Origin of the sequence: Chryseobacterium capnotolerans (assembly GCF_021278965.1) — a bacterium.
GTDB classification, from domain to species: Bacteria; Bacteroidota; Bacteroidia; order Flavobacteriales; family Weeksellaceae; genus Chryseobacterium; species Chryseobacterium capnotolerans.
Window position 1 is genome coordinate 5,208,435 of the sequence record NZ_CP065589.1, and the last position, 21,644, is coordinate 5,230,078.

Sequence of the window (21,644 nt, forward strand, 5' to 3'; positions counted from 1 at the left end):
TATAAAAGCGACAATTTTTTTGTCGCTTTTTTTGTATTTATCGCAGAACAATAAAGGAAAAGATTTATTTAAAATGTATTATATTTGCTTATTAGAAAAAAATTAGCAAGTGAAGTTCAGTAAAGAATTAAAAGCTGGTGTGATTGCACTTCTAGCTATCGTAGGCTTTGTGGTGTTGTTTCAATTTATGAAAGGGAAAAGCCTTTTTACTACCGACAATATCTTTTACGCAAAATATGACAATGTAGAAGGCCTCGCGCAATCTTCAGCGGTGTCTATTAATGGTCTTAAAGTAGGCCAGGTTGATAAGATCATTCCTCAAACAGCAAAGGATGGTAAAATCAGTTTTGTTGTAAAAATTACGGTTGATAACAAATTTGAATTTTCAAAAAATTCAACCCTGGAAATTTTTGAACCAGGATTAATGTCTGGTAAAGAAATGAGAGTAAACCTAATGTATGGCGGTGTAACTGCCAAGGATGGTGATACGTTGAAAGGGGCTTTCAAACTGGGAACACTGGGAAGTCTTTCTTCTCAGGTAGGTCCGGTAAAAGATCAATTGCAGGTAGTTCTCCACAGGGTAGACTCTTTAATGGCAAATGCTAATCTGCTGGTTGATGCACAAAACAGAGCTGAAGTAAAAGCTCTATTATCCAACCTTAACAAAACAGTAGGAGCACTTCAGACCACTGCAGGAAATGTAAACAGCCTGGTAGGTCATAACGATCCAAAACTTCAGAAAGTATTGGATGATGCAAGCCTTACCATGCAAAGTGGAAAAGTAACTCTGGATAAATACGGAAACCTAGCACAGAGTATTGATACCAAGCAATTAAACGCAACGATTGCTAATCTTGATGCTACGGTAGGAAAACTGAATCAAGTAATTGGCGGAATAGACAAAGGAGAGGGAAGCTTAGGAAAGCTGATGAAGGATGACAAACTGTACAATAATCTGAACTCAGCGTCTTCTAATTTGAATTCATTAATTGAAGATATGAAAGCGAACCCTAAGAGATATATCAATTTCTCAGTTTTCGGTAAAAACAATAAAGACTAATATGCCTTATGCAGTACATCGATAACATTATTTTCCTGATTTTATTAGTGGCCGGATTTGGACTGTTTGCCAAAAGCCTGCTGAAGATCTATAGAAATATCAGACTTGGTCATGAGATCAACAGAAACGATAGAAAATCTGAGCGCTGGAGTACTATGGCTAGAGTAGCTATGGGGCAGAGCAAGATGGTAAAGCGTCCTGTTGCCGGTGTTTTGCACCTTTTCGTGTACGTAGGTTTTGTGATTATCAATATAGAACTTATTGAAATTATTGTTGATGGACTGTTCGGAACACATCGTTTCCTAGCTTCAGTTTTCGGAAACGGATTTTATAGCTTCTTTACAGCGACATTGGAAGTTCTTGCACTTCTTGTAGTAATAGGAGTTGTCGTATTTTTCATCAGAAGAAACTTTTATGGAGTAAAGAGATTAACCATGAAAGAACTTTTCGGATGGCCAAAACAGGATGCAAATTGGATTCTTATCATTGAATTTGCCTTAATGATGGCTTTCTTTAAAATGAATGCTGCTGATTGGGTGCTACAGCAAAGAGGCGTAATGCCTGCACTGGGAAGTTTCCCTATTAGTTCTACTTTTTTAGGACCTATTTTCAGTGGTTTTGGGGATGGATTTTTACATTTTACAGAAAAAGGAGCTTGGTGGTTCCACTTTGTAGGAATTCTGTTTTTCATGAACTATCTGTATTATTCAAAGCATTTGCACATTATTTTAGCCTTCCCAAGTACTTGGTATGCAAATCTTGATAAAAAAGGAAAATTCAACAATCTTGATTCTGTAACCAAAGAGATCAAATTGATGATGGATCCTAACGCTGATCCTTATGCTGCACCGGCAGAAGGTGCTGAAGCTGATGTGCCCTCTAAATTTGGTGCTGAAGATATTTTTGACCTTAATCAGGTACAATTATTAAACGCTTATTCTTGTACAGAATGCGGACGTTGTACTTCTGTTTGTCCTGCTAATATTACAGGAAAAAAACTATCTCCGAGATTAATCTTAATGAAAACAAGAGACAGATTGGAAGAAGTTGGCAGAAATATTGATAAAAATGGAAAATTTGTAGACGACGGCAAAAAGCTGCTGAATGACTATATCACCAAGGAAGAACTTTGGGCTTGTACTACATGTAATGCCTGTACAGATGCTTGTCCTGTATTGTTAGACCCACTTTCTATTATCTTTGAAATGAGAAGGTTTCTGGTTATGGAACAGTCTGCTGCTCCACAGGAATTGAATCTGATGATGACGAACGTGGAAAATAATGCAGCCCCTTGGCAGTATAATCAGGCAGACCGTCTGAACTGGGCTAATGAAAACTAAATAATTAATCAATTTGAAAATTTGAAAATTGATTAAAGTCAATTCATTTTCAAATTTCCAAATTCTCACATTTTCAAATTGGAAAAGAAATGGATTTCAATATAAAAACAATGGCAGAATATGCTGCCGAAGGAAAAGCACCGGAAGTTTTATTTTGGGTTGGTTGTGCAGGAAGTTTTGATGACCGTGCTAAAAAAATTACAAAAGCATTTTGCAAAATATTGAATAAGATAGGAGTAGAATTTGCTGTTTTGGGACAGGAAGAAAGCTGCACCGGAGATCCTGCAAAAAGAGCTGGTAATGAGTTTGTTTTTCAGATGATGGCTCTTACCAATATTGAAGTTCTGAATGCTTACGAAGTGAAGAAAATTGTAACAGCATGTCCACACTGTTTCAATACCCTTAAAAATGAATATCCAAGTCTTGGAGGTCACTTTGAAGTAGTTCACCATACTCAATTCCTTAAAACCTTAATGGAAGAAGGGAGATTGAAAATTGAAGGGGGGGCGTTCAAAGGGAAAAAAATTACTTTCCATGATCCATGCTACCTGGGACGTGCCAATGATGAATATGAAGCTCCAAGAATGCTTCTTGAAAAATTGGATGCTGAACTTGTAGAAATGAAGCGCTGCAAAACAAACGGGCTTTGTTGTGGAGCCGGTGGTGCACAGATGTTTAAAGAACCTGAAAAAGGGAATAAAGACATCAATATTGAAAGAACAGAAGAAGCTTTATCTTTTGAGCCAAAGGTGATTGCTACAGGATGCCCATTCTGTAATACTATGATGACAGATGGAGTAAAGCATTTCAATAAAAATACAGAGGTTGCAGTAAAAGATATCGTTGAACTTCTTGCTGAAGCAGACGATTTATAATTGTAATCTTGTACCGGTTTATGAAGGTAGAATTGAAACTCTCCTTTTTTTTGATTATTTCAATACTTGCTGCTCTTACATTCTGGAATTACCAAAACAGAGTATATAACTGGGATATGCCGGGATATCTAGGAAGTATGTATACTTCTGAGTTCCCCAATTCACAGGATAAAGTTAGAATTATAACTTACGATGAAATAAAAAAAGAAGCGCCTGCTGACCAGTATACAGATATCATCGGGATAAAGCAGTGGAATATTCCAAGGCAGTATTTCGTAAAAAATACACAATCTTTTACAGAACAATTACCCTATTTTCAAATCAAAGTAGGGTATATTCTTGCAATAACTCTCTTTTATAAGTTGGGACTTTCCTCTCCAATGGCAGTCTTGTTTACCAGTCTTATTTCTTATTTTTTTCAGGGTTATTATTATTTTATATTATAAAACTCTTATTTCCGAAGAAATATTGGTTTGCAATAGGACTAACGGCAGCAGTCATGCTTTTGCCGCCCATGACAGATATGTCAAGAGTTTCGTCTCCGGATATGTTTATTTTCCAGTTTATCCTGATTTTTATCATTGGTTTGATCAAAAAATGGAGTAAATGGGAGATGTTTGTACTTCTGTTTGCAATCACCCTTATACGTCCGGACTATATCACATTTGCCCTGACTTATATTATTGCTGTTTTCTTCTTTTACTATTTTAGAGAAAAGAAGATTGATTTTTCCCTTATTGCTCAGGGTGCAGTACTTCTGTTGATGTTTCTTGCAATTATTAAATTTTACCATTATCCCGGTTGGAAAGACCTTTTTTATGATACTTTTATCTACAGAAGGCCTATTATTTCCACCCATCCTATTGAAATAAGCCTAAAAGACTATCTGAGTATTATGTATATCAAACTGATCTACTTTAAAAAAGTGACTCTGTCTGTAAGTATCATGATCGCAATAGTATTTTGGTGTTCCAAAGATGCATGGGTAAGGATGATTTCAGTACTTTTCCTGGTGAATGTGTACATCAAATTCTTTTTCTTTCCGCATACGGCAGGATTGAGATTCTTCTTCCCGTTTATTTTTCCGCTTTTTCTTATGATGCTCCATGTATTGAGCCAAAAATATTATACAATTAAAAATTAAATGATTGTATGTATTAAAAAATGGATATAAAATTGCTGTCGCTAGACATTTCAAGAACGTAAACTGTCTTTAATTGGAAAGAATATCTTTACAGGACGTAAGTCACATTCTGTCTGAATAAAAAATCGTAATTTTATCCTTTAAAATTGATTAGATATGAAAATTGAAGAATCAAACGTTGTAGAAACAAACGATTACAGAGTTATTATATATCCGGCATCAAGACCATTTGAAACCAAAGAAGCAAAGATAATCACAGAAAAGCTGTTTGATTTTCTGGCAACCTGGGCTGCGCATGGAAAACCCCTTTCGTCATCATTTAAAATTGAAAAAAATCAATTCATTATCGTATGTGTGGATGAAGAGAAGGAAGCTGCTTCAGGGTGCAGTATTGATGCTTTGGGTAAGATCATGAGAGAGATTGATGAGGAGTACCAATTAGGCTTGTTTGACAGAATGAAAGCGAGTTTTGTAGAAAACGGAGAAGTAAAAACATTGAAACTTCTTGACTTTAAGAACAAGCTAAGAAACGGTGAATTATCAAAAGATATTCAGGTTTTTGATTTTTCTAAAAATACTTATCTTGATTTTCTAAGCCATTTTCTATTACCATTTGAAAAAAGCTGGGCTTCTTCTATAAAATAATCTCTCTTGAAAATTCTTTTTATATCCTCCTGGTTTCCGAATAGGCAAGAACCTACGAACGGTAATTTTGTACAGCGTCACGCAGAAGCAGTGGCGTTGTTGCATGAGGTGGAAATATTACATGCTATAGGAGATCCTCATCAAGAAGAAGAGCTTATTTTTGAAGATCAGATGATTAACGGAATAAGAACACTTATTGTATATTATAGAGGTTCCAGAAACCCGGTTCTGAATTTCAGAAATAGGATGAATGCGTATCAGAAAGGCTTTTCAGAGCTTAAAAAACCAGATCTGGTACATGCAAATATACTGCACAATTCTATGTTTTTTGCAGTATATTTAAAGGAAAAATTCAGAATTCCTTTTGTTGTATCAGAACATTGGTCTGGTTTCCTTCCTGTCAATAGGTTCAAACTATCTGTAATAAATATTCTTACGGCTAGGTATATTGGAGGTAAGGCATCTTATATTTTTCCTGTAAGCAAAGTTCTGATGAATAATTTAAAAGACCTTAAAATAGGGAAGAACTCTAAAGTTGTAGGAAATGTTGTGGATACTGAACTTTTTGTACCGCAAAAGCTTAAAAATAATATCTTTACTTTTCTTCATATCTCTAATCTTATTGCTCTTAAAAATCCAGATGCCATAATTAATGCAGCTGTTAGGCTTAGAAAAGAATTTGAAAATTTTGAACTTCACATTGGAGGTGATGGAGATGTAGAAAGGTTAGATAGCCTGATCTTGAAGTACAATGGAAAAGAATATATTAAAACTTTTGCTGAAATAGCCTATCAGGAAGTTGCTGAAAAAATGAGACAAAGTGATTGTTTTGTTCTTTTCAGTGATTATGAAAGCTTTTCATGTGTTCTTCTGGAATCCCTTTCTTCCGGTGTTCCGGTAATTGCTACCAGAGTAGGGGCTATCCCCGAAATTATCAATGAAAATCAGGGGATCATTATTGATAAGTCTGAAGAAGAGCTCTATATGGCAATGAAAAATATGTTATGTGGAAATCATAAAACAGATTCCCCGGAAGCACTTCACCAGTATGTTGTAGATAATTTTTCTATACCAGCTATTGCTAAGCAATTTAGTGAAGTTTATAAAAGCATTGTTTAAAGCAGTAAATTTGGTGTTTCTTTATTTCCTGTTGACTATACTGAAATGAAAAGCTTAAAAGATTTTATTAATGCATTTCTTGCTAACAAAGGGCAGCATGTATTTTTTTCCTTGCTTATAATGAAAATATGTGCATTTTCAGGGTCTCTATTCATGATCAGGATATTGTCGGAAAAAGATTTTGGACTGCTAAGCATTGTAGCCTCTGTTTTTGCTGTTTTTGCTCCATTTAGTGGTTTTGGAAGCCCTCAAAGCCTTGTTAGATTTGGTTCTCTCAGTAATTCGGAAAAAGATAAAAAAGAATTATCTGCCTATTTGTTTAAAAAAGGATTTTACTATCAACTGATTTTAAGTCTTGTATTTTTTTTTATTGGCTTTTTTTTTATGTAACTCATTACTACTACATATTTTATATTTTCTTTTTCTTTACGATCCGACTCATTGGAGTTTACTTTCTTAGCCATATTCAGGCTGAACGCCGTGTATATCTTGACAACAGACAATTTGCAATGATAAGTAATGTTGTCAATATCTCAGGGCTATTGATGATGATTGTGTTCTCAACCCTTTGGGGATTGTATGGGTATTTAATTGCGAACGCTATAGCTCCGTTTCTTTCTCTTTTTTGGTTTAAAAAATCATCATGGAAAACTCATAATTCGTACCTGAAACTTAATAAAAAAGGGATATGGAGTTTTGCAGTACATGCTTCTATAACGGCTCTTTTATCCGATGCTTTTTTCTCTGCAGATATTCTACTGCTCAGTTTCTTTAAGGATGAGAGTGTGGTTGCTAATTACAAAGTAGCTTTGCTGATTCCAGCCAATATTACTTTTTTAGCACTTTCTTTTATGCAGAGTGATTATCCAACAATTGCTAAAAATCATCTTGATAAATCTTTTCTCACGAGTTATATTATCAATTATTATAAACTCTTCATCCCAATTTGTATTTTAATATGGATAGGCGGAAGTCTTTTGAGTCATTATATTATCAGATTATTTTTTGGGGAGCAATATACAGATAATGCCTTTGCATTTTCTGTTTTGTTAGGAGTTTTTTGTGGAAGCATGCTGTTGAGAAATCTATATGGGAATTTATTGGCAGCCGTTGGGTTGATGAAAAGAAATACCTTTTTTTCAATTCTTTCATTGGTTGTATTAAGTATTTTTTCTTACTTTTTAGTTCCATCTTCAGGAGTATTGGGGATGGCTGCTTCATTGGGGTTAACAATGACGCTTGTGGGGTTTTTAATGATGTTTTCATTCTACTCTTATCTTAGAAAGTTGAAATAAATTATCTTTGCGTTATGAGAAACATTGTTTTTGGAATCATGGTCATTCTTTTTGCCCTGACAAGTTGTAGTCAGGATGAAGAATCTTTGCAGAGAATTGATCAAATTATGAATATCTATATGAGATCTGATACCAACCCGGATTTATTGAATGCTAAAAAGAGCGGATCTTTTACAAGCTTTTCAGTGAATGATATGTTGGGAGACAAAGACAATTCTCCAGTAACCACCATCCCTCTTAGAATGAGGCAGGATTCTGTTTTTTATATAGAATATTTGGCAGGAGCCAAAAGGAAAAAGTTTGATTCTTCAGGAGTAAATTATTATTCAAAGATGAGAATTACCTTAAATAGGACTGTTAATAATGCTACTGAGTCGGATACTGATACTCTTGAAATTCATTACCGAAATACGCCGGAATTATTTCAGGTTTCAGAGGTTTTATATAATTCAGAATCCGTATTTTCAAAAGAATCGGGTGCTCCTAATTCGATAAATAACGTAACTATCACAAAATAGTTTTAAATTTGTAAAATTGTTAGCTTATATTAGGCTAAATTTAATATTTAACATCTAAATAAAATGTTACAAGTCAATTTTTTACGCGACAACAAAGAACGCGTTTTAGAAGGTCTTAAAAAAGACAATTCAAGAATCTTGAGTTGGTAGACGAAGCTATTGCTACTGACGACGAAAGAAAAAGAATCCAATTTGAATTAGATTCCCAGCTTTCCGAGATCAATAAAATCTCCAAGGAAATTGGACTTTTAATGAAGGAAGGAAAGAAAGAAGAAGCGGAATCAGCAAAATCTAAAACAGCACAGTACAAAGAGTCGAGTTCAGAATTGAAATCTCAACTGGAAGTAAAAGAAACAGAATTATTAAACATTTTGTACCAACTTCCAAACATTCCAAATGAATTGGTAAAAAGCGGTGTTTCTGCAGATGACAACGAAATTATTTTCCAGTCTCATACCGTAGAAGGTCTTGGTGAAGGAGCGATCCCTCATTGGGAACTCGCTAAAAAATATAACCTTATTGATTTTGAATTAGGAGTAAAAATCGCTGGAGCAGGATTCCCTGTTTATTTAGGAAAAGGAGCAAGACTACAAAGAGCCTTGGTTCAGTATTTTCTAGATAAGAACGTAGAGAAGGGATATACAGAAGTTAATCCACCTCACGTTGTGAACGAAGCTTCAGGTTACGGAACCGGACAGTTACCTGATAAAGAAGGACAGATGTATTATATCAATGAAGATAATTTATATCTGATCCCTACAGCAGAAGTTCCGGTAACAAATCTTTACCGTGATGTATTATTGGATGAAAGAGATCTTCCTATTAAAAATACAGCTTTCTCTCAATGTTACAGAAGAGAAGCAGGCAGCTACGGTGCTCATGTAAGAGGATTGAACCGCCTTCACCAATTTGAAAAGGTAGAGATTGTAAGAATTGAAAAGCCTGAAAACTCTTATGCTGTTTTAGAGGAAATGGTAGAGCATATTAAAGAAATCCTTACAGATCTTGAACTTCCATTCAGGGTCTTAAGACTTTGTGGTGGAGATACAGGTTTTGCGTCTGCGATGACGTATGACTTTGAGGTATGGAGTGCTGCACAGGAAATGTGGCTAGAGGTAAGTTCTGTTTCCAACTTTGAAACGTTCCAGGCTAACAGACTGAAATGCCGTTATAAAGCAGATGGTAAATCTCAATTGGTACACACACTGAATGGTTCTGCAATGGCATTGCCAAGAATTATGGCAGCTTTGTTGGAGAATAATCAGACTTTAGAAGGAATTAAACTTCCTAAAAAAATTGCTGAATACGCAAGATTCGATGTGATTAACTAAACTATTGTAATAATAAAAATCCCCTTTCAATTTTTGAAAGGGGATTTTGTATTTCCTTATCTCTGTAAATTAGAGACCTAATAATGGCTTTTCAAGTCGTGAAATAGTTGAAAAGCCTGTAAAGGTCAGCTCTTTAGAAATATAATCATTCTTCATCGGTTCTTCTTTCATCAAATCGGTACTTAAATATTTTTTATTATCATCAGGAAGCAATGTTACAGTAGTAGCATCATCTCCCATTTGTTCTTTTAATTTTATAGCCCCAATAATATTGGCTCCTGAAGAAATTCCTACAGCTAATCCAAGTTGTTTTGCCAGCTTTTGAGCTACAATGATAGAGTCTCCATCTGCCGCACATATAACATGATCCAATTCATTCAATTTTACAATCGCAGGGATAAACTCATCTGAAATCCCTTGTATACGATGAGATCCTATTTTGTATCCGGTCGTTAAGGTAGGACTTTCCAATGGCTCTAAAGGATGAATTTTAATATTGGGATGGTGATTTCTTAATTGTTTTCCTATTCCCATTACTGTTCCTCCGGTACCCACTCCAGCGACGAATGCATCAGGTGTCAGCCCTTTAGAAGAAAGCTGTAGTAGAATTTCTTTTCCTGTTGTCATCTCATGAGCTTCGGCATTATATTGATTTTCAAATTGACGTGGCAAAAACACACCACCTTTAGCTGCCAGTTTTTCACTTAATTGAATACTCCCTAAAAAGCCTCCTTCTTCCTTGGATATGAGTTCAATCTCAGCTCCCATGCTTTTTATAATATCTATACGCTCTTTGCTTAGCCAATTAGGCATAATAATTTTAACCTGATGGCCTAAAGCTTTTCCGATAGCAGAAAAGGCAATTCCTGTATTGCCACTGGTGGCTTCAATGATGGTATCTTCGGGACGGATATGACAGTTCATATAGGCCTTGTATAAAATATATAAGGCCATACGGTCTTTAATACTACCCGTAAGATTATAGTTTTCACATTTTACATATATTTTTCCAGGCTTACCTTTATAAATATATTGTAATTCGAGCATGGGAGTGTTGCCGATTAGGTGCCATAAGTGTTTGAATCTGCTTTCTAATTCAGGAGACAGACATTTTTTGTTAAACTCGTTTTTTTCAATTTTTGACATCATGTGTTTGATATTAATATGATGCAAAACTAGTAGTACTCCATCTTTTATTCAAAAGGGTACAAGAAATTCAAGAAATTTTCTGGTATATAATGAGAAAACAAAAAAAATACGATTTTTTTAATAAATTAGTATGACCACCAAAATAAATTCAAAATGAAATTGGATGCTATTGACATAAAGCTGCTAAGGCTGTTGCAGGAAGATGCTACTTTGAATAATAAACAACTTTCTCTAGAACTGCATTTATCAATTGCTGCTATACATGAACGTGTTAAAAAACTTAGAGCTAACGAATATATTAAAAAGACAGTAGTGCTATTAGATAGACATAAATTGGGACTAGGATTAATCTCTTTTTCCCAGGTTTTTTTGAAAGCCCATACTTTTGAAGTTCTTCAGGAATTTGAAAAGGAAGTTGTTAAGCTTCCGGAAGTGATGGAGTGCTACCAGATCGCAGGCTCGTATGATTTTTTGCTTCGCGTTGTTACAGAAGATATGGACGCTTATAATCTGTTCCTGCGGTATAAACTATCCTTACTTCCGCATGTGAATACAGTTCATACATATTTTGCATTATCTGAGGTGAAAAGTGTTACAGCGTTTCCTCTGAAATTATAATCTTTTTATTTTTTAAAAAGGGAAATTCAGTTTTTGATAATTAATAAAGCATGGCTATTTTGTTTATTCTGTTACAATGATAATCTTTTGATCTGAATTTTTAAATGTTGTTTCCTGCTCATATAAGGCTTTAAGATCATAAGTGATTTTTAACGTATAATCATCGATCTGTTTCAGCCAGTCATGCTTTCCTGTAATTGATTTTATTTTATTCTCAAACTTCAGGGTAGTGCCGATATTCTTAAAGTACATCATCATCATTCCTTCTATTTTTTGAGGATCGTCTTTGGTACGACTTGATGTTATTGACGCCTGAATATTTTTTAGATTAAAATTTTCTGTATTGATGGTGAGCACTTTTCCATCCCAGGGGTTAAAAATATTCTGTTCAACAGGTAATTTTTCTGCTTTGAGATAGTTGCTGAGAATAGTGTAATCATCCTGGTTGAAATGTTCTGTTTTCAAGGAAACACCTGTAGGGGCCTCATTTTCCCTGTTGGTCTTCATGAAGATCTTATTCATGATTCTAATGTGATCCGGATTGGTGTCCTTTACTTCTCTGCTCTTTTGTTCCAGTTCCTGAAGGTTTGTCCAGGCAGCAGGATATTTATTCAGGTCACTGTATTCATCTTTATCTTTCAAAGAATCTGGTGTGGCGGCTCTTACTTCTGCCAAAAATCTTCTCATATCAATATCAGTTACGGAAGTGGAAGTGGCATCCTTATGATAGACAATTTCGGAACTTACATTGCATGATTGTAATATAAAAAGACATATTGACAATAAAAAAAATATTTTCTTCATGAAAATGAAATAAATGAAAAAGCAGATTTAATGGCAGTTAGTAGAGGAGTGGTCGTGCCCTTCAATATGACAATTGGCTCCATTATGATCTTTAGAGATGGTCATAGCTTCAGCTCTTGGCGAAACATAAGGAATACCCAATTCTAAGCCTCTAAGTATGAAAAGCCCCCCCAGAATAATCATAATGACAGGTACAGCTTTTAAAACTTTCGCTCTGAAGGCCTGATTCATGAGGTTTCCGGCCAGAACAACGGCAAACATGAACGGAAGGGTTCCCAAACCAAATAAAGCCATATATAAAGCTCCCTGCCATATTCCCCCCCAGCAAGACTTGCTGTAAGTGCCATATAAACCATTCCACATGGTAAGAAGCCATTAAGAACCCCAGTTGTAAATCTTGAACGGTAGTCTGCTTTTTGTAGTACCCGCCCTAGGTTTGACTTTACAGAGTATAAAAATTTGGACAGAAAAGGAATTCTTGAAGCAAAGTCTTTTCCACCAAATGAAAATAAAGCCATAACAATAAGCAGAATACCGGCCGTGATGGTCAGGTATTTCTGAAATCCTGCCATTTCAAATCCTTGCCCTATGATACCCAGAAGTGCACCTAGTAAAGAATAGGTGAAAATTCTTCCAAACTGATAGGTAAGATTTTGAAGATAAAAATTGGTTGCTTGCTTTTTTGTTAATCCCATGGATAAAGCAATAGGACCACACATTCCGATACAGTGAAAACCGGAAGCAAAGCCTAAAGCAATAGCCGATATAACAAGTCCTATTTCCATATCACATCATAGTCCATTCGGTAGTCTGTTTTGTCTTTTGTCCAGCTCAGTCTTAAGGTATAATTCCCCATTTTCAATACCTGTGCAGGTATTATGAATGATTGGTTGCCATCAAGCTCTACAGATTTTTTGATATCTAAATTCTGATCGTCGGTTCTGTTTAAAACAAATTTTACCGTAGTGTTTGTAGAAGTATAATCTTTTGGAAAAACGATTTTAATTCCATTAGCGTCTTGGCTGTATGCAGGTTTTTCCTGTAGTTCATCGGCCCTTTTTTTGGCATCAATTACATCCTGGTATTGTAATTCTTCCTCATAATAATTATCAGTAACCATTTCAGAATTCTTTTGCCCGTTCGGGAAAAGAAACATCATCGATAATATAAAAATAATAAATGCTAATAATGCAACTACAACACCGTGTCCCCAACTAAAGTTCTTCATTTTGTCTAATTAAAATTGTAATTTAAATGGTCCTTCAAAATAAGTTTGATAAGAATCGATAAGTTTACCCTTCATGTCATAAACCCCGATTGTAATATTCTGTTTGGAAAGTTTCATTTCATCTTCCGGGAAACTGATATTGATGGTCCCCTTAGAAATTTTATCTCTGTCTACAGGAATTTTACTTGATGCACTATAAGTGATTTCACCATGTGCAGGATCTATTACTTTGATGGTAACGATTTTTTTCTCATTGGTCTTATTCAGGAAAGTATAATTATAAGTATTGATAATTTTTCCTTCTTTCACAAAGAATGTACTCCCTGCTGGTTTAATGAATTTAGCTTCCATTTCTCCACGGCTGTACAATAGGTATCCTAAGAACCCTACCAGTAGTAATAAGAATATACTGAATCCTTTCATTCTTCCTGTAAATTTGAACTGAGTTTCTTTCTCAATTTCATTTTCGGAAGCATATCTTACCAGTCCTTTTGGTAGGCCTACTTTTTCCATCACTTCATCACAGGCATCAATACAGGCTGTACAGTTGATACACTCCAGCTGCTGTCCGTCTCTGATGTCAATTCCGGTAGGACATACCACTACACACTGGTGACAATCGATACAATCTCCTTTTCCAGCTGCTTTTCGATCTTCACCTTTTCTCCATTTTGATCTGTTTTCCCCTCTCTTGAAGTCGTAGAAAACGTTGATTGTATCTTTATCAATCAATACTCCTTGTAGTCGGCCGTATGGACAAACTAATGTACATACCTGTTCTCTGAACCATGCAAATACAAAGTAAAATGCAGCGGTAAGGAGAATCATTACAATAAAATTGGTAGGATGGGCAAATGGTCCTTCAGAAACAATTTTGAATACCTCTTCATATCCAACAATATACATAAACATAAAGTGGGTGATGATGAGTGAAATAACGATATAAACAGACCATTTTAAAGTTCTTTTCCAAATCTTTTCGCTATCCCACTCCTGTCTGTCCAGCTTCATTTGCTTGTTTCGGTCACCTTCAATCAGATATTCGATTTTACGGAAGATCGATTCCATAAAAATTGTCTGAGGGCAAATCCACCCGCAGAAAATTCTTCCGAATGCAATCGTAAAAACGATAATAAAGATTAAGGATGCGATGGCACCTAAAGTCAGGATAAAAAAGTCTTGTGGATAGAAAGGCTGTCCAAAGATGAAAAATTCCCTGTCTATAACATTGAACATCAACAATGGGTTACCATTGATTTTGATGAACGGTAATGAAAAATAAATGATTAATAGTAGATAGCTTACAATGTTTCTATAGTTGGTGTATTTCCCTTTTGGTTTCCTTGGAAAAACCCATCTTCTTTTACCGGATTGCTCCATTGTCCCTATAGAATCTCTGTAAGTTTCAGGGTCCAGAACCTGTCCCTGTCCGCCTCGTACTTCTATTTCTTCTATGTCTGACATATTGTAATGTGTTTAAAAAAGAAAAAACATAATTCGTTACTATTTTTAAGGTAATAACAAATTATGTTTTTTTCATATGTTTCTAATTTTTCTAAATTATTCTTTTTCCCAATGTGCTTCAGTTCCTTGAGGAGCTGCTCCTCCTTGAGCCTGAGTCACTGGTGGTAATTCCTGGTTAATGTGATATACATAAGCTGCAATCTTTTCAATTTCAGCTCCAGAAACTTCTCCATTTTTACCGAATGCTCTCATCGCAGGGTTAGTAGGAGAACCATTCCAGTCCATGTGGAATACGTTTTTGAATAACGTCTTCTCAGGCTGATTGATCCAGAAGTTATCAGTCAGGTTTGGACCGATACCACCACTACCGTCTTCTTTGTGACAAGATGCACAGTTTGTTTTGAATAATTCTTTACCTTCTGCGATATTATCAGCTGAATATTTAGCTGTTTCAATCGTTACAGGAGGCTGGCTTGCTTCATAAGCTGCAATGCTTGCCAATTGCTCTTTGTATTCTTTTTCATATTCGCTTAACGGGTGAGCGAAATCTGTGAAAGAGTAAGCTGCAATATATACAATACAAAAAGCAGTCCCAAAATAGAATAAACCTACCCACCATTTTGGTAATTGGTTATCCAACTCCATGATTCCGTCGAAACCGTGGTCAATAAGGATATCTTTTTCTTCTGTATCAGATTGCTTTTTAAAGGCAGCTGCATACATTCTTTTGAAGAAAGGAATTTTCTTTTCAGCTAAATAAGCCGCTTTCTCTTCCGGAGATAATTTTTTGAATTTGTTGTTTTCAATTAAATCTCCAATAGCACTGTGGATAAAGGCAAGGATACCAGCTATCACAACAGTTCCCCAGAAGTAAGGCGAAGCTAGGAACGCGTAGCTCTGCACAAACAAATAATAAAAAACTATTAAAAGTCCAATTATTATCAAGATGTTTACAACAACAGGTGTTCTTTGTTTCATAAAAAATAGTTTAATTTTTTAAATTAAAATCGTCGTCTTCATCCTCTCCTAAAGGAGCTTCTTCTTCCTCTTTGTAATATTTCTTAGGCTTGCTAAAAACATAGATTACCAGAGCTACGAAGAACAGCATAAAGAAAATCAGAGCCAGTGTCTGGTAGAAGCCAGCATTTTCTGTATTGGATAATATATCTTTAAAGTTCTGAGGAATCATACTAACCTTTTAATGTTTTTAGTTATTACTTGCTGTTTTAATTTCAGTTGTTTTAATATCTGTTCCTAATCTCTGAAGATAAGAAATAAGAGCAATGATTTCTTTTTTCTCTAATTCTCCCTGAGGTCTCTTAGCATAAGCTTCTTTCAAGTCATTTGCTTCAGAGAAGATATCTTTTACAATTTTTGCCGATTGGTTGTTTGCCCACTTATCTGCAGAATCAATTTCAGCTTTTGTGTAAGGAACATCAAATGTGTTCTTCATAAGCTTCATTTTATCTACCATTTTAGATCTGTCTAAGTTCGTAGCAATTAACCAAGGGTAACGAGGCATGATAGAACCTGCAGAAGTAGATCTTGGGTTATACATGTGCTTGTAGTGCCAAGAACTTGGGTTTTTACCACCTTCTCTATGTAAATCTGGTCCAGTTCTCTTAGATCCCCAAAGGAATGGTCTGTCATAGATGAACTCTCCAGCTTTAGAATACTGTCCGTTTTTACCGTTAAATCTTGTAATCTCATCTCTGAACGGTCTGATCATCTGAGAGTGACAAGCATTACATCCTTCACGGATATAAATATCTCTACCTTCAAGCTCAAGCGGTGAATAAGGTTTTACCGCAGAAATTGTAGGGACACTTTTCTTAAGAGTAAGAGTAGGAATAATTTCTACCATACTTCCGATGGAAATAGTAAATAATGATAATACTGTTAAAAGTAATGGCATTCTTTCCAACCAAAGGTGGAATCCTTCTCCTTCTTTACGTTTGTTACCAATATTTGCTAATGCCGGTGCTTCAGCAGGAACTTCTTTCTGGAATGATCCTTTTCTTACGGTAGCAATTACGTTAACAATCATTAGGATAGCTCCAGAAATATAGAATAACCCTCCTAAGAATCTCATTTTGAAGTAAGGAATAATTGCAGTTACTGTATCCAACCAGTTTTTCCATAATAATGTTCCGTCCGGGTTGAATTGCTTCCACATTAATCCTTGTGTGAATCCAGAAATATACATGGGTACTGCATAGAAAATGATTCCTAAAGTACCTAACCAGAAATGCCAGTTAGCTAATTTTACAGACCAGATTTTTGTTCTCCACATAATTGGTACCAGGTAATAGATAACCCCGAATGCCATGAAACCATTCCATCCAAGAGCTCCTAAGTGTACGTGACCGATAACCCAGTCTGTAAAGTGACCAATTTTGTTGATGTTTTTAGTTGCTAAAAGCGGTCCTTCAAACGTTGCCATACCATAACAAGTAACTGCAACTACGAAGAACTTAAGAATAGGATTTTCTCTTACTTTATCCCAAGCTCCTCTCAAGGTAAGAAGACCATTTAACATTCCTCCCCAAGATGGTGCGATAAGCATAATAGAGAAACCTGTTCCCACTGCCTGTGCCCATGCTGGAAGAGCGGTATACTGAAGGTGGTGAGGACCAGCCCAGATATATACGAAGATTAGTGACCAAAAGTGAATAATAGACAGTTTGTATGAGAATACAGGTCTGTCTGCAGCTTTTGGTAAGAAGTAATACATTAGACCTAGAACTGGAGTTGTCAATACGAATGCTACTGCATTGTGACCATACCACCATTGTACGATGGCATCTTTTGCTCCTGCATATGCAGAATAAGACTTCCAGCCAGAGAAAGATAATGGAACCTCAAGGTTGTTGAAAATGTGAAGCATTGCTACTGCTACCCAAGTTCCAAGATAGAACCAAATAGCAACATAAAGGTGCCTTACTCTTCTCTTTGAAATAGTGAGAATCATATTAGCCCCGAAAATAATCCATGAGAATGCAATCAGGATGTCTATCGGCCACTCATGTTCAGCATATTCTTTAGAAGTGTTAATACCCATAAAGAAGGTAATGAACGTAGCAACAATCATAAACTGCCATGTCCAGAAGTGAATCCAAGATAATGTATCACTATACATTCTTGTCTTCAATAATCTTTGCGTAGAGTAGTATACCCCTACATAAACAATATTACACACGAACGCAAAGATCACGGTATTGGTGTGCAACATTCTGATTCTACCAAAACCAAACGCTCCATGAGTGTTTATTAACCCTTGAATATTACCCGATGCCAAACTTTTAATGGTTGTATCATCTGTACCGAATAAGAATTCAGGTAATTCAGGGTAGAAAAGCATTAATGCCGCCGTAAGCCCGAACGTAAATCCTATGAAACCAAAGATAATGGTCGCATAGAGGAACGCACGGACAATACTATTGTCATAACTAAACTTTTGTGTTTCCATATCAACTATTCACTATTTTTCTCAATTTTTATTATTTTCTCCTATTTCTTTCTCGTCTTTATTTTTGTCGCCAGTTTCATCTTTTTCCTTGACTTCATCATCGAAAAGGATTCTGACAGCAGGAGATTCATCATCTTCAAACTGCCCTTTTCTGGCATACACTATAAATACGACCAGGAAGATCGCAGCTAAAGAAACACTGCAGACGATCATTAAATATAGAATATCCATTGGACAACAAAATTAACCTATTTTCGGGGTTCAAATTTAGTGAAAAATAATGACATTCATCACGAAATGCCGATTTCAGCTAATTTAAAATCAGTCTAAATAAGCGGGTTTAAGCCCGGTTTTTGAAGTATTTTCGACCTAGTATCCAAGTTGAAACTGTAGTAAAAGTAACTACTGTAATGGAACTTACAGGCATGATAATTGCAGCGAAAAGCGGATGCATGTGGCCTGTAACAGCGTAACTTAACCCAACAATGTTATAAAGAAAACTGATTATAAATGTCATTTTCACAATAGTAATCGAACCTTTGCAGACGTTTAGGTAGTCATCCAAAGTAACCACTTTTTCACCGTTCATAATGACATCAGAAGAGGGGGTAAAGCTATTGGTGTCATCAGCGATGGCAATCCCTACGTTACTTTGTTTTAGCGCTCCTGCGTCATTCAGTCCATCCCCTAGCATAGCCACTTTCATGTGCTGATCCTGAAGGTTTTTGATGTAGTTCAATTTATCTTCCGGACTCTGGTTGAAAGCCATTCCTTTGTAATTTGGAATAAGCTCTTTAAGCTGTGTTTCTTCTGAGGAATTATCCCCACTCAGAATAAATATTTTGTATTGGGTGAGTTTTTTGAATAAGTCTTTAAGTTTAGGTCTGTATTCATTTTTGAAGATAAATTTTCCTAAAAATTCGTCATTTTTGCTGATGTAAACTGCGGTTTCAAGGTTCTTAGGTTCTTGATTGTTGTAGCGGGCAGAACCAATTTTATAATTATTTCCCCTTATGCTGGCTACATAGCCTTTTCCTGAAATCTCCTGGAAGTTTTCAACTGGGAAATAGTTGTCATTAAGCTCTATGTATTCATAAAGAGACTTGGACAGTGGATGGTTGGAATTTTTTAATAATGTTTTGATATTCAGTTGGTCGAACTCATTCATCTCAGATCCTTCATACTTGATGTTGGATTTTTTTCTGTGGGTAATGGTTCCTGTTTTATCAAAAACGATAGTGTCTAATTTGGCGATTTTTTCAATCGTTAAAGTATCTTTTACATAAAACTTATTTCGGCCTAAAATTCTCATAATGTGACCGAAAGTGAACGGTGCGGATAGTGCAAGGGCACAAGGACATGCTATAATAAGAATGGCAGAAATAACCTGGAACATCTTCTCTAAATCGATGAATGCCCAATAAATTCCGGAAATCAATGCAATACCTAAAATGATAAAGGTGAAATATTTACTGATATTGTTAGTCAGGGTATCTAGGCCGGTCTCGTGTTTCTTGAATGCTTCTTTATTCCAAAGCTGCGTCAGATAACTTTGGTCTACATCTTTAATCACTTCAAGTTCCAAAGATGATCCTACCTGCTTACCACCTGCAAAGATTTTGTCTCCCGGTTGTTTGCTGATGCTTTCACTTTCTCCTGTGATAAAACTGTTGTCAATATTTCCTTCTCCGTTGATCAGGATAGCGTCTACAGGGATGATTTCCTGGTTTCTAACTAGAATTCTGTCTCCCACTTTTATTTCAGAAAGAAGGATGTTTTCCTGTTTCCCTTCAAAGTCTACTTTCGTTACAGCAATAGGATAAAATGACTTATAATCTCTGTCATAAGAAAGAGCGCTATAAGTTCTTTTCTGGAACAGTTTTCCCATCAACATGAAGAAAAGAAGACCACATAAAGTATCAAAATATCCTGGGCCGTAATCTGTTGCCACTTCATAAATACTTCTTCCGAAGAGAACGAATATTCCTAATACAATTGGAACATCAATGTTAACGATTTTATTTTTTTAAACCATACCAGGCGGATTTATAATAATCGGAAGCAGAATAAAATACTACCGGGCATGCCAGTAAGAACATCAGAACTCTGAAAAGTCCTTTATAATGTTCCATCCAGTAATCTTCACCTCCTACATATTCCGGGAACGCTAAAAACATTCCGTTTCCGAAAGCAAAACCTGCAATCGCAAATTTTACAAGAAGTGATTTATCAAGATGGTCAACATTTTTTTCTGCAGTTTCAAGACTGATAACAGGTTTGTATCCTAAATTTGTTAAAAAATTAGCTAGATCGCTTAATTTTAGATCGTTATGATTGAATGAAATCTGTAAGGTTTTTCTGGTAAAGTTAACCTGTGAATATTTAATATAAGGATTCAGGGTATGAAGGCTTTCCAATAACCAGATACAGGAAGAGCAGTGAATTACAGGGATTTTAAAGGTAACAAGGCTGGTGTTTCCTTCAGAAAAATCTGTGATCTTTTCAAAAATTTCCGGAGTGTCTAAATAAGCGAATTGAGTAGAACTTTCATCGCTCGGACGAATTCCTGCCCCTTTATTAAGTTCATAGAAATTACTTAAATTGTTTGTATTCAGAATTTCATAAACAGACTTACAGCCATTGCAACAGAAAGTCTTTTCATCAAACAAAATTCTCTCTTTTTCTATCCCTTGACCACAATGAAAACAGTTCTCGCTCACCTCCCTAAATTATTGAACTACAAAATTATAACAATTTTTTTTGTTTATCGAGTTAAAAAGTTCTATTTTTGTGATAAATATCATATAAAATGCCGCAGGAACAACAGATAGCCATTGAAGAGAGGTTCGCCAGAGTTTTTAATGATAAATCATTTAAGGAAAGACTTTCTAGCGCAGATTTTGAAAAATATATTAACGGTAAAAAAAGATTGAGTTTTCAGAAACACGATACTATTTTCGAGGATGGGGAAACGCCAAAAGGGGTGTTCGTACTTGAAAAAGGAGCCGCTAAACTTTCAAAATCAGGAGCATTTGGGAAAGATCAGATTTTAAGATTTATCAAAGAAGGGGATATTATCGGCTATCGTTCTTTGCTTTGCGGGGAAAATTTCCAAGCCAAAGCAGAAGCTATGACAGACATTGAATGTGTTTTCTTACCAGCAGATATCTTTATGTATCTTCTGGAAGTAGATCCGCAATTGTCTTTCGTAATGCTTCAGAAAATTTCTTACGAATTAGGAGAATCTTCCAATACCATCACGTTCCTTGCCCAGAAAACGGTGAGAGAAAGGCTGGCTGAAATATTGCTGCTTTTGGAACAGAAATTAGGAGTAGACCCGGAAGGTTTTATCAAGATCTCGTTAACCAGAGAAGAAATTGCCAACATCATTGGTACTGCTACTGAAAGTGCCATCCGTCTGATCTCAGAATTCAAACAGGATAACCTGATAGAAGTTGACGGACGAAACATCAAGATTCTAAATCACGATAAACTCATGAAACTCGGTCACGTAGTTTTATAAAAATCATAAAAACTTAAGTCGGCTAAATGGCCGACTTTTTAACTTTTAAAAAATAGATAAAT

General features: G+C 35.6%; 20 protein-coding genes and 3 pseudogenes. 13 read left to right on the forward strand and 10 right to left on the reverse strand.

Annotated elements, in window-relative coordinates; all coding sequences use genetic code 11:
• The first annotated feature begins 109 nt into the window (after positions 1 to 109).
• The 11 genes and pseudogenes from H5J24_RS24785 (at position 110) to serS (ending at position 9,327) form a co-directional block, all read left to right on the forward strand.
• On the forward strand, positions 110 to 1,060 hold the full coding sequence (locus tag H5J24_RS24785) for an MlaD family protein (RefSeq protein WP_068939131.1): 951 nt from the start codon (positions 110 to 112) through the stop codon (positions 1,058 to 1,060).
• A gap of 8 nt (positions 1,061 to 1,068) precedes the next feature.
• Positions 1,069 to 2,400 (forward strand): 4Fe-4S dicluster domain-containing protein, encoded by a 1,332-nt coding sequence (locus tag H5J24_RS24790; protein ID WP_068939133.1) that lies wholly within the window; start codon positions 1,069 to 1,071, stop codon positions 2,398 to 2,400.
• A gap of 89 nt (positions 2,401 to 2,489) precedes the next feature.
• Positions 2,490 to 3,275, forward strand: a complete 786-nt coding sequence (locus H5J24_RS24795) for a (Fe-S)-binding protein (protein WP_065400895.1) — start codon at positions 2,490 to 2,492, stop codon at positions 3,273 to 3,275.
• A gap of 50 nt (positions 3,276 to 3,325) precedes the next feature.
• Entirely contained in the window at positions 3,326 to 3,721 is a 396-nt protein-coding gene (locus H5J24_RS24800) for a hypothetical protein (RefSeq protein WP_232815931.1), read from the forward strand.
• 77 nt (positions 3,722 to 3,798) lie between these two features.
• Complete coding sequence (locus H5J24_RS24805; RefSeq protein WP_232815932.1) at positions 3,799 to 4,419, forward strand: hypothetical protein; 621 nt, start codon at positions 3,799 to 3,801, stop codon at positions 4,417 to 4,419.
• Positions 4,420 to 4,575: 156 nt separating this feature from the next.
• On the forward strand, positions 4,576 to 5,064 hold the full coding sequence (locus tag H5J24_RS24810; protein WP_068939137.1) for a hypothetical protein: 489 nt from the start codon (positions 4,576 to 4,578) through the stop codon (positions 5,062 to 5,064).
• Positions 5,065 to 5,070: 6 nt separating this feature from the next.
• Positions 5,071 to 6,183, forward strand: a complete 1,113-nt coding sequence (locus tag H5J24_RS24815; protein ID WP_068939139.1) for a glycosyltransferase — start codon at positions 5,071 to 5,073, stop codon at positions 6,181 to 6,183.
• Positions 6,184 to 6,228: 45 nt separating this feature from the next.
• Entirely contained in the window at positions 6,229 to 6,573 is a 345-nt protein-coding gene (locus H5J24_RS24820) for an oligosaccharide flippase family protein (protein ID WP_232815933.1), read from the forward strand.
• 119 nt (positions 6,574 to 6,692) lie between these two features.
• Positions 6,693 to 7,478: an MATE family efflux transporter gene (locus H5J24_RS24825; protein WP_232815934.1), complete on the forward strand. Its 786-nt coding sequence runs from the start codon at positions 6,693 to 6,695 to the stop codon at positions 7,476 to 7,478.
• A gap of 14 nt (positions 7,479 to 7,492) precedes the next feature.
• Positions 7,493 to 7,996, forward strand: coding sequence for a hypothetical protein (locus H5J24_RS24830; RefSeq protein ID WP_068939143.1), 504 nt, complete (start codon positions 7,493 to 7,495; stop codon positions 7,994 to 7,996).
• A gap of 63 nt (positions 7,997 to 8,059) precedes the next feature.
• Positions 8,060 to 9,327: pseudogene (gene serS, locus H5J24_RS24835) on the forward strand (serine--tRNA ligase).
• Between the two features lie 69 nt (positions 9,328 to 9,396).
• Here the strand turns inward: serS and H5J24_RS24840 are convergent.
• Positions 9,397 to 10,476 carry a PLP-dependent cysteine synthase family protein gene (locus H5J24_RS24840; RefSeq protein ID WP_096788258.1) on the reverse strand — a complete coding sequence of 360 codons (1,080 nt, stop codon included), beginning with the start codon at positions 10,474 to 10,476 and terminating at the stop codon, positions 9,397 to 9,399.
• 153 nt (positions 10,477 to 10,629) lie between these two features.
• Between H5J24_RS24840 and H5J24_RS24845 the strand changes: the two genes are divergently transcribed.
• Positions 10,630 to 11,094 carry an Lrp/AsnC family transcriptional regulator gene (locus H5J24_RS24845; RefSeq protein ID WP_068939149.1) on the forward strand — a complete coding sequence of 155 codons (465 nt, stop codon included), beginning with the start codon at positions 10,630 to 10,632 and terminating at the stop codon, positions 11,092 to 11,094.
• A gap of 63 nt (positions 11,095 to 11,157) precedes the next feature.
• Here H5J24_RS24845 and H5J24_RS24850 read toward each other — a convergent pair whose 3' ends face one another.
• The 9 genes and pseudogenes from H5J24_RS24850 to H5J24_RS24890 form a co-directional block, all read right to left on the reverse strand.
• Positions 11,158 to 11,898 (reverse strand): hypothetical protein, encoded by a 741-nt coding sequence (locus H5J24_RS24850; protein ID WP_068939151.1) that lies wholly within the window; start codon positions 11,896 to 11,898, stop codon positions 11,158 to 11,160.
• Between the two features lie 27 nt (positions 11,899 to 11,925).
• A pseudogene (locus H5J24_RS24855) lies at positions 11,926 to 12,683 on the reverse strand (sulfite exporter TauE/SafE family protein).
• Positions 12,674 to 13,126 carry a FixH family protein gene (locus H5J24_RS24860; protein ID WP_068939155.1) on the reverse strand — a complete coding sequence of 151 codons (453 nt, stop codon included), beginning with the start codon at positions 13,124 to 13,126 and terminating at the stop codon, positions 12,674 to 12,676. The pseudogene H5J24_RS24855 and the gene H5J24_RS24860 overlap by 10 nt, the downstream one beginning before the upstream one ends.
• 9 nt (positions 13,127 to 13,135) lie before the next feature.
• The gene (gene ccoG, locus H5J24_RS24865; protein ID WP_068939157.1) at positions 13,136 to 14,590 is read right to left on the reverse strand and encodes a cytochrome c oxidase accessory protein CcoG; all 1,455 of its coding nucleotides are present in this window, start codon (positions 14,588 to 14,590) and stop codon (positions 13,136 to 13,138) included.
• A gap of 96 nt (positions 14,591 to 14,686) precedes the next feature.
• Entirely contained in the window at positions 14,687 to 15,568 is an 882-nt protein-coding gene (locus H5J24_RS24870) for a cbb3-type cytochrome c oxidase N-terminal domain-containing protein (protein WP_068939159.1), read from the reverse strand.
• 10 nt (positions 15,569 to 15,578) lie between these two features.
• Complete coding sequence (locus tag H5J24_RS24875) at positions 15,579 to 15,779, reverse strand: cbb3-type cytochrome oxidase subunit 3 (protein WP_045501410.1); 201 nt, start codon at positions 15,777 to 15,779, stop codon at positions 15,579 to 15,581.
• Positions 15,780 to 15,797: 18 nt separating this feature from the next.
• Positions 15,798 to 18,059 carry a cytochrome-c oxidase, cbb3-type subunit I gene (ccoN, locus tag H5J24_RS24880; RefSeq protein WP_068939161.1) on the reverse strand — a complete coding sequence of 754 codons (2,262 nt, stop codon included), beginning with the start codon at positions 18,057 to 18,059 and terminating at the stop codon, positions 15,798 to 15,800.
• Positions 18,060 to 18,080: 21 nt separating this feature from the next.
• A complete protein-coding gene (gene ccoS, locus H5J24_RS24885) occupies positions 18,081 to 18,290 on the reverse strand; it encodes a cbb3-type cytochrome oxidase assembly protein CcoS (RefSeq protein WP_068939164.1) in 210 nt (69 codons plus the stop codon).
• 109 nt (positions 18,291 to 18,399) lie between these two features.
• Positions 18,400 to 20,779 (reverse strand): annotated as a pseudogene (locus H5J24_RS24890) (heavy metal translocating P-type ATPase).
• Positions 20,780 to 20,868: 89 nt separating this feature from the next.
• On the opposite strand from H5J24_RS24890, the gene H5J24_RS24895 reads away from it, so the two are divergent.
• Positions 20,869 to 21,582: a Crp/Fnr family transcriptional regulator gene (locus tag H5J24_RS24895; protein WP_045501403.1), complete on the forward strand. Its 714-nt coding sequence runs from the start codon at positions 20,869 to 20,871 to the stop codon at positions 21,580 to 21,582.
• Positions 21,583 to 21,644: the final 62 nt, after the last annotated feature.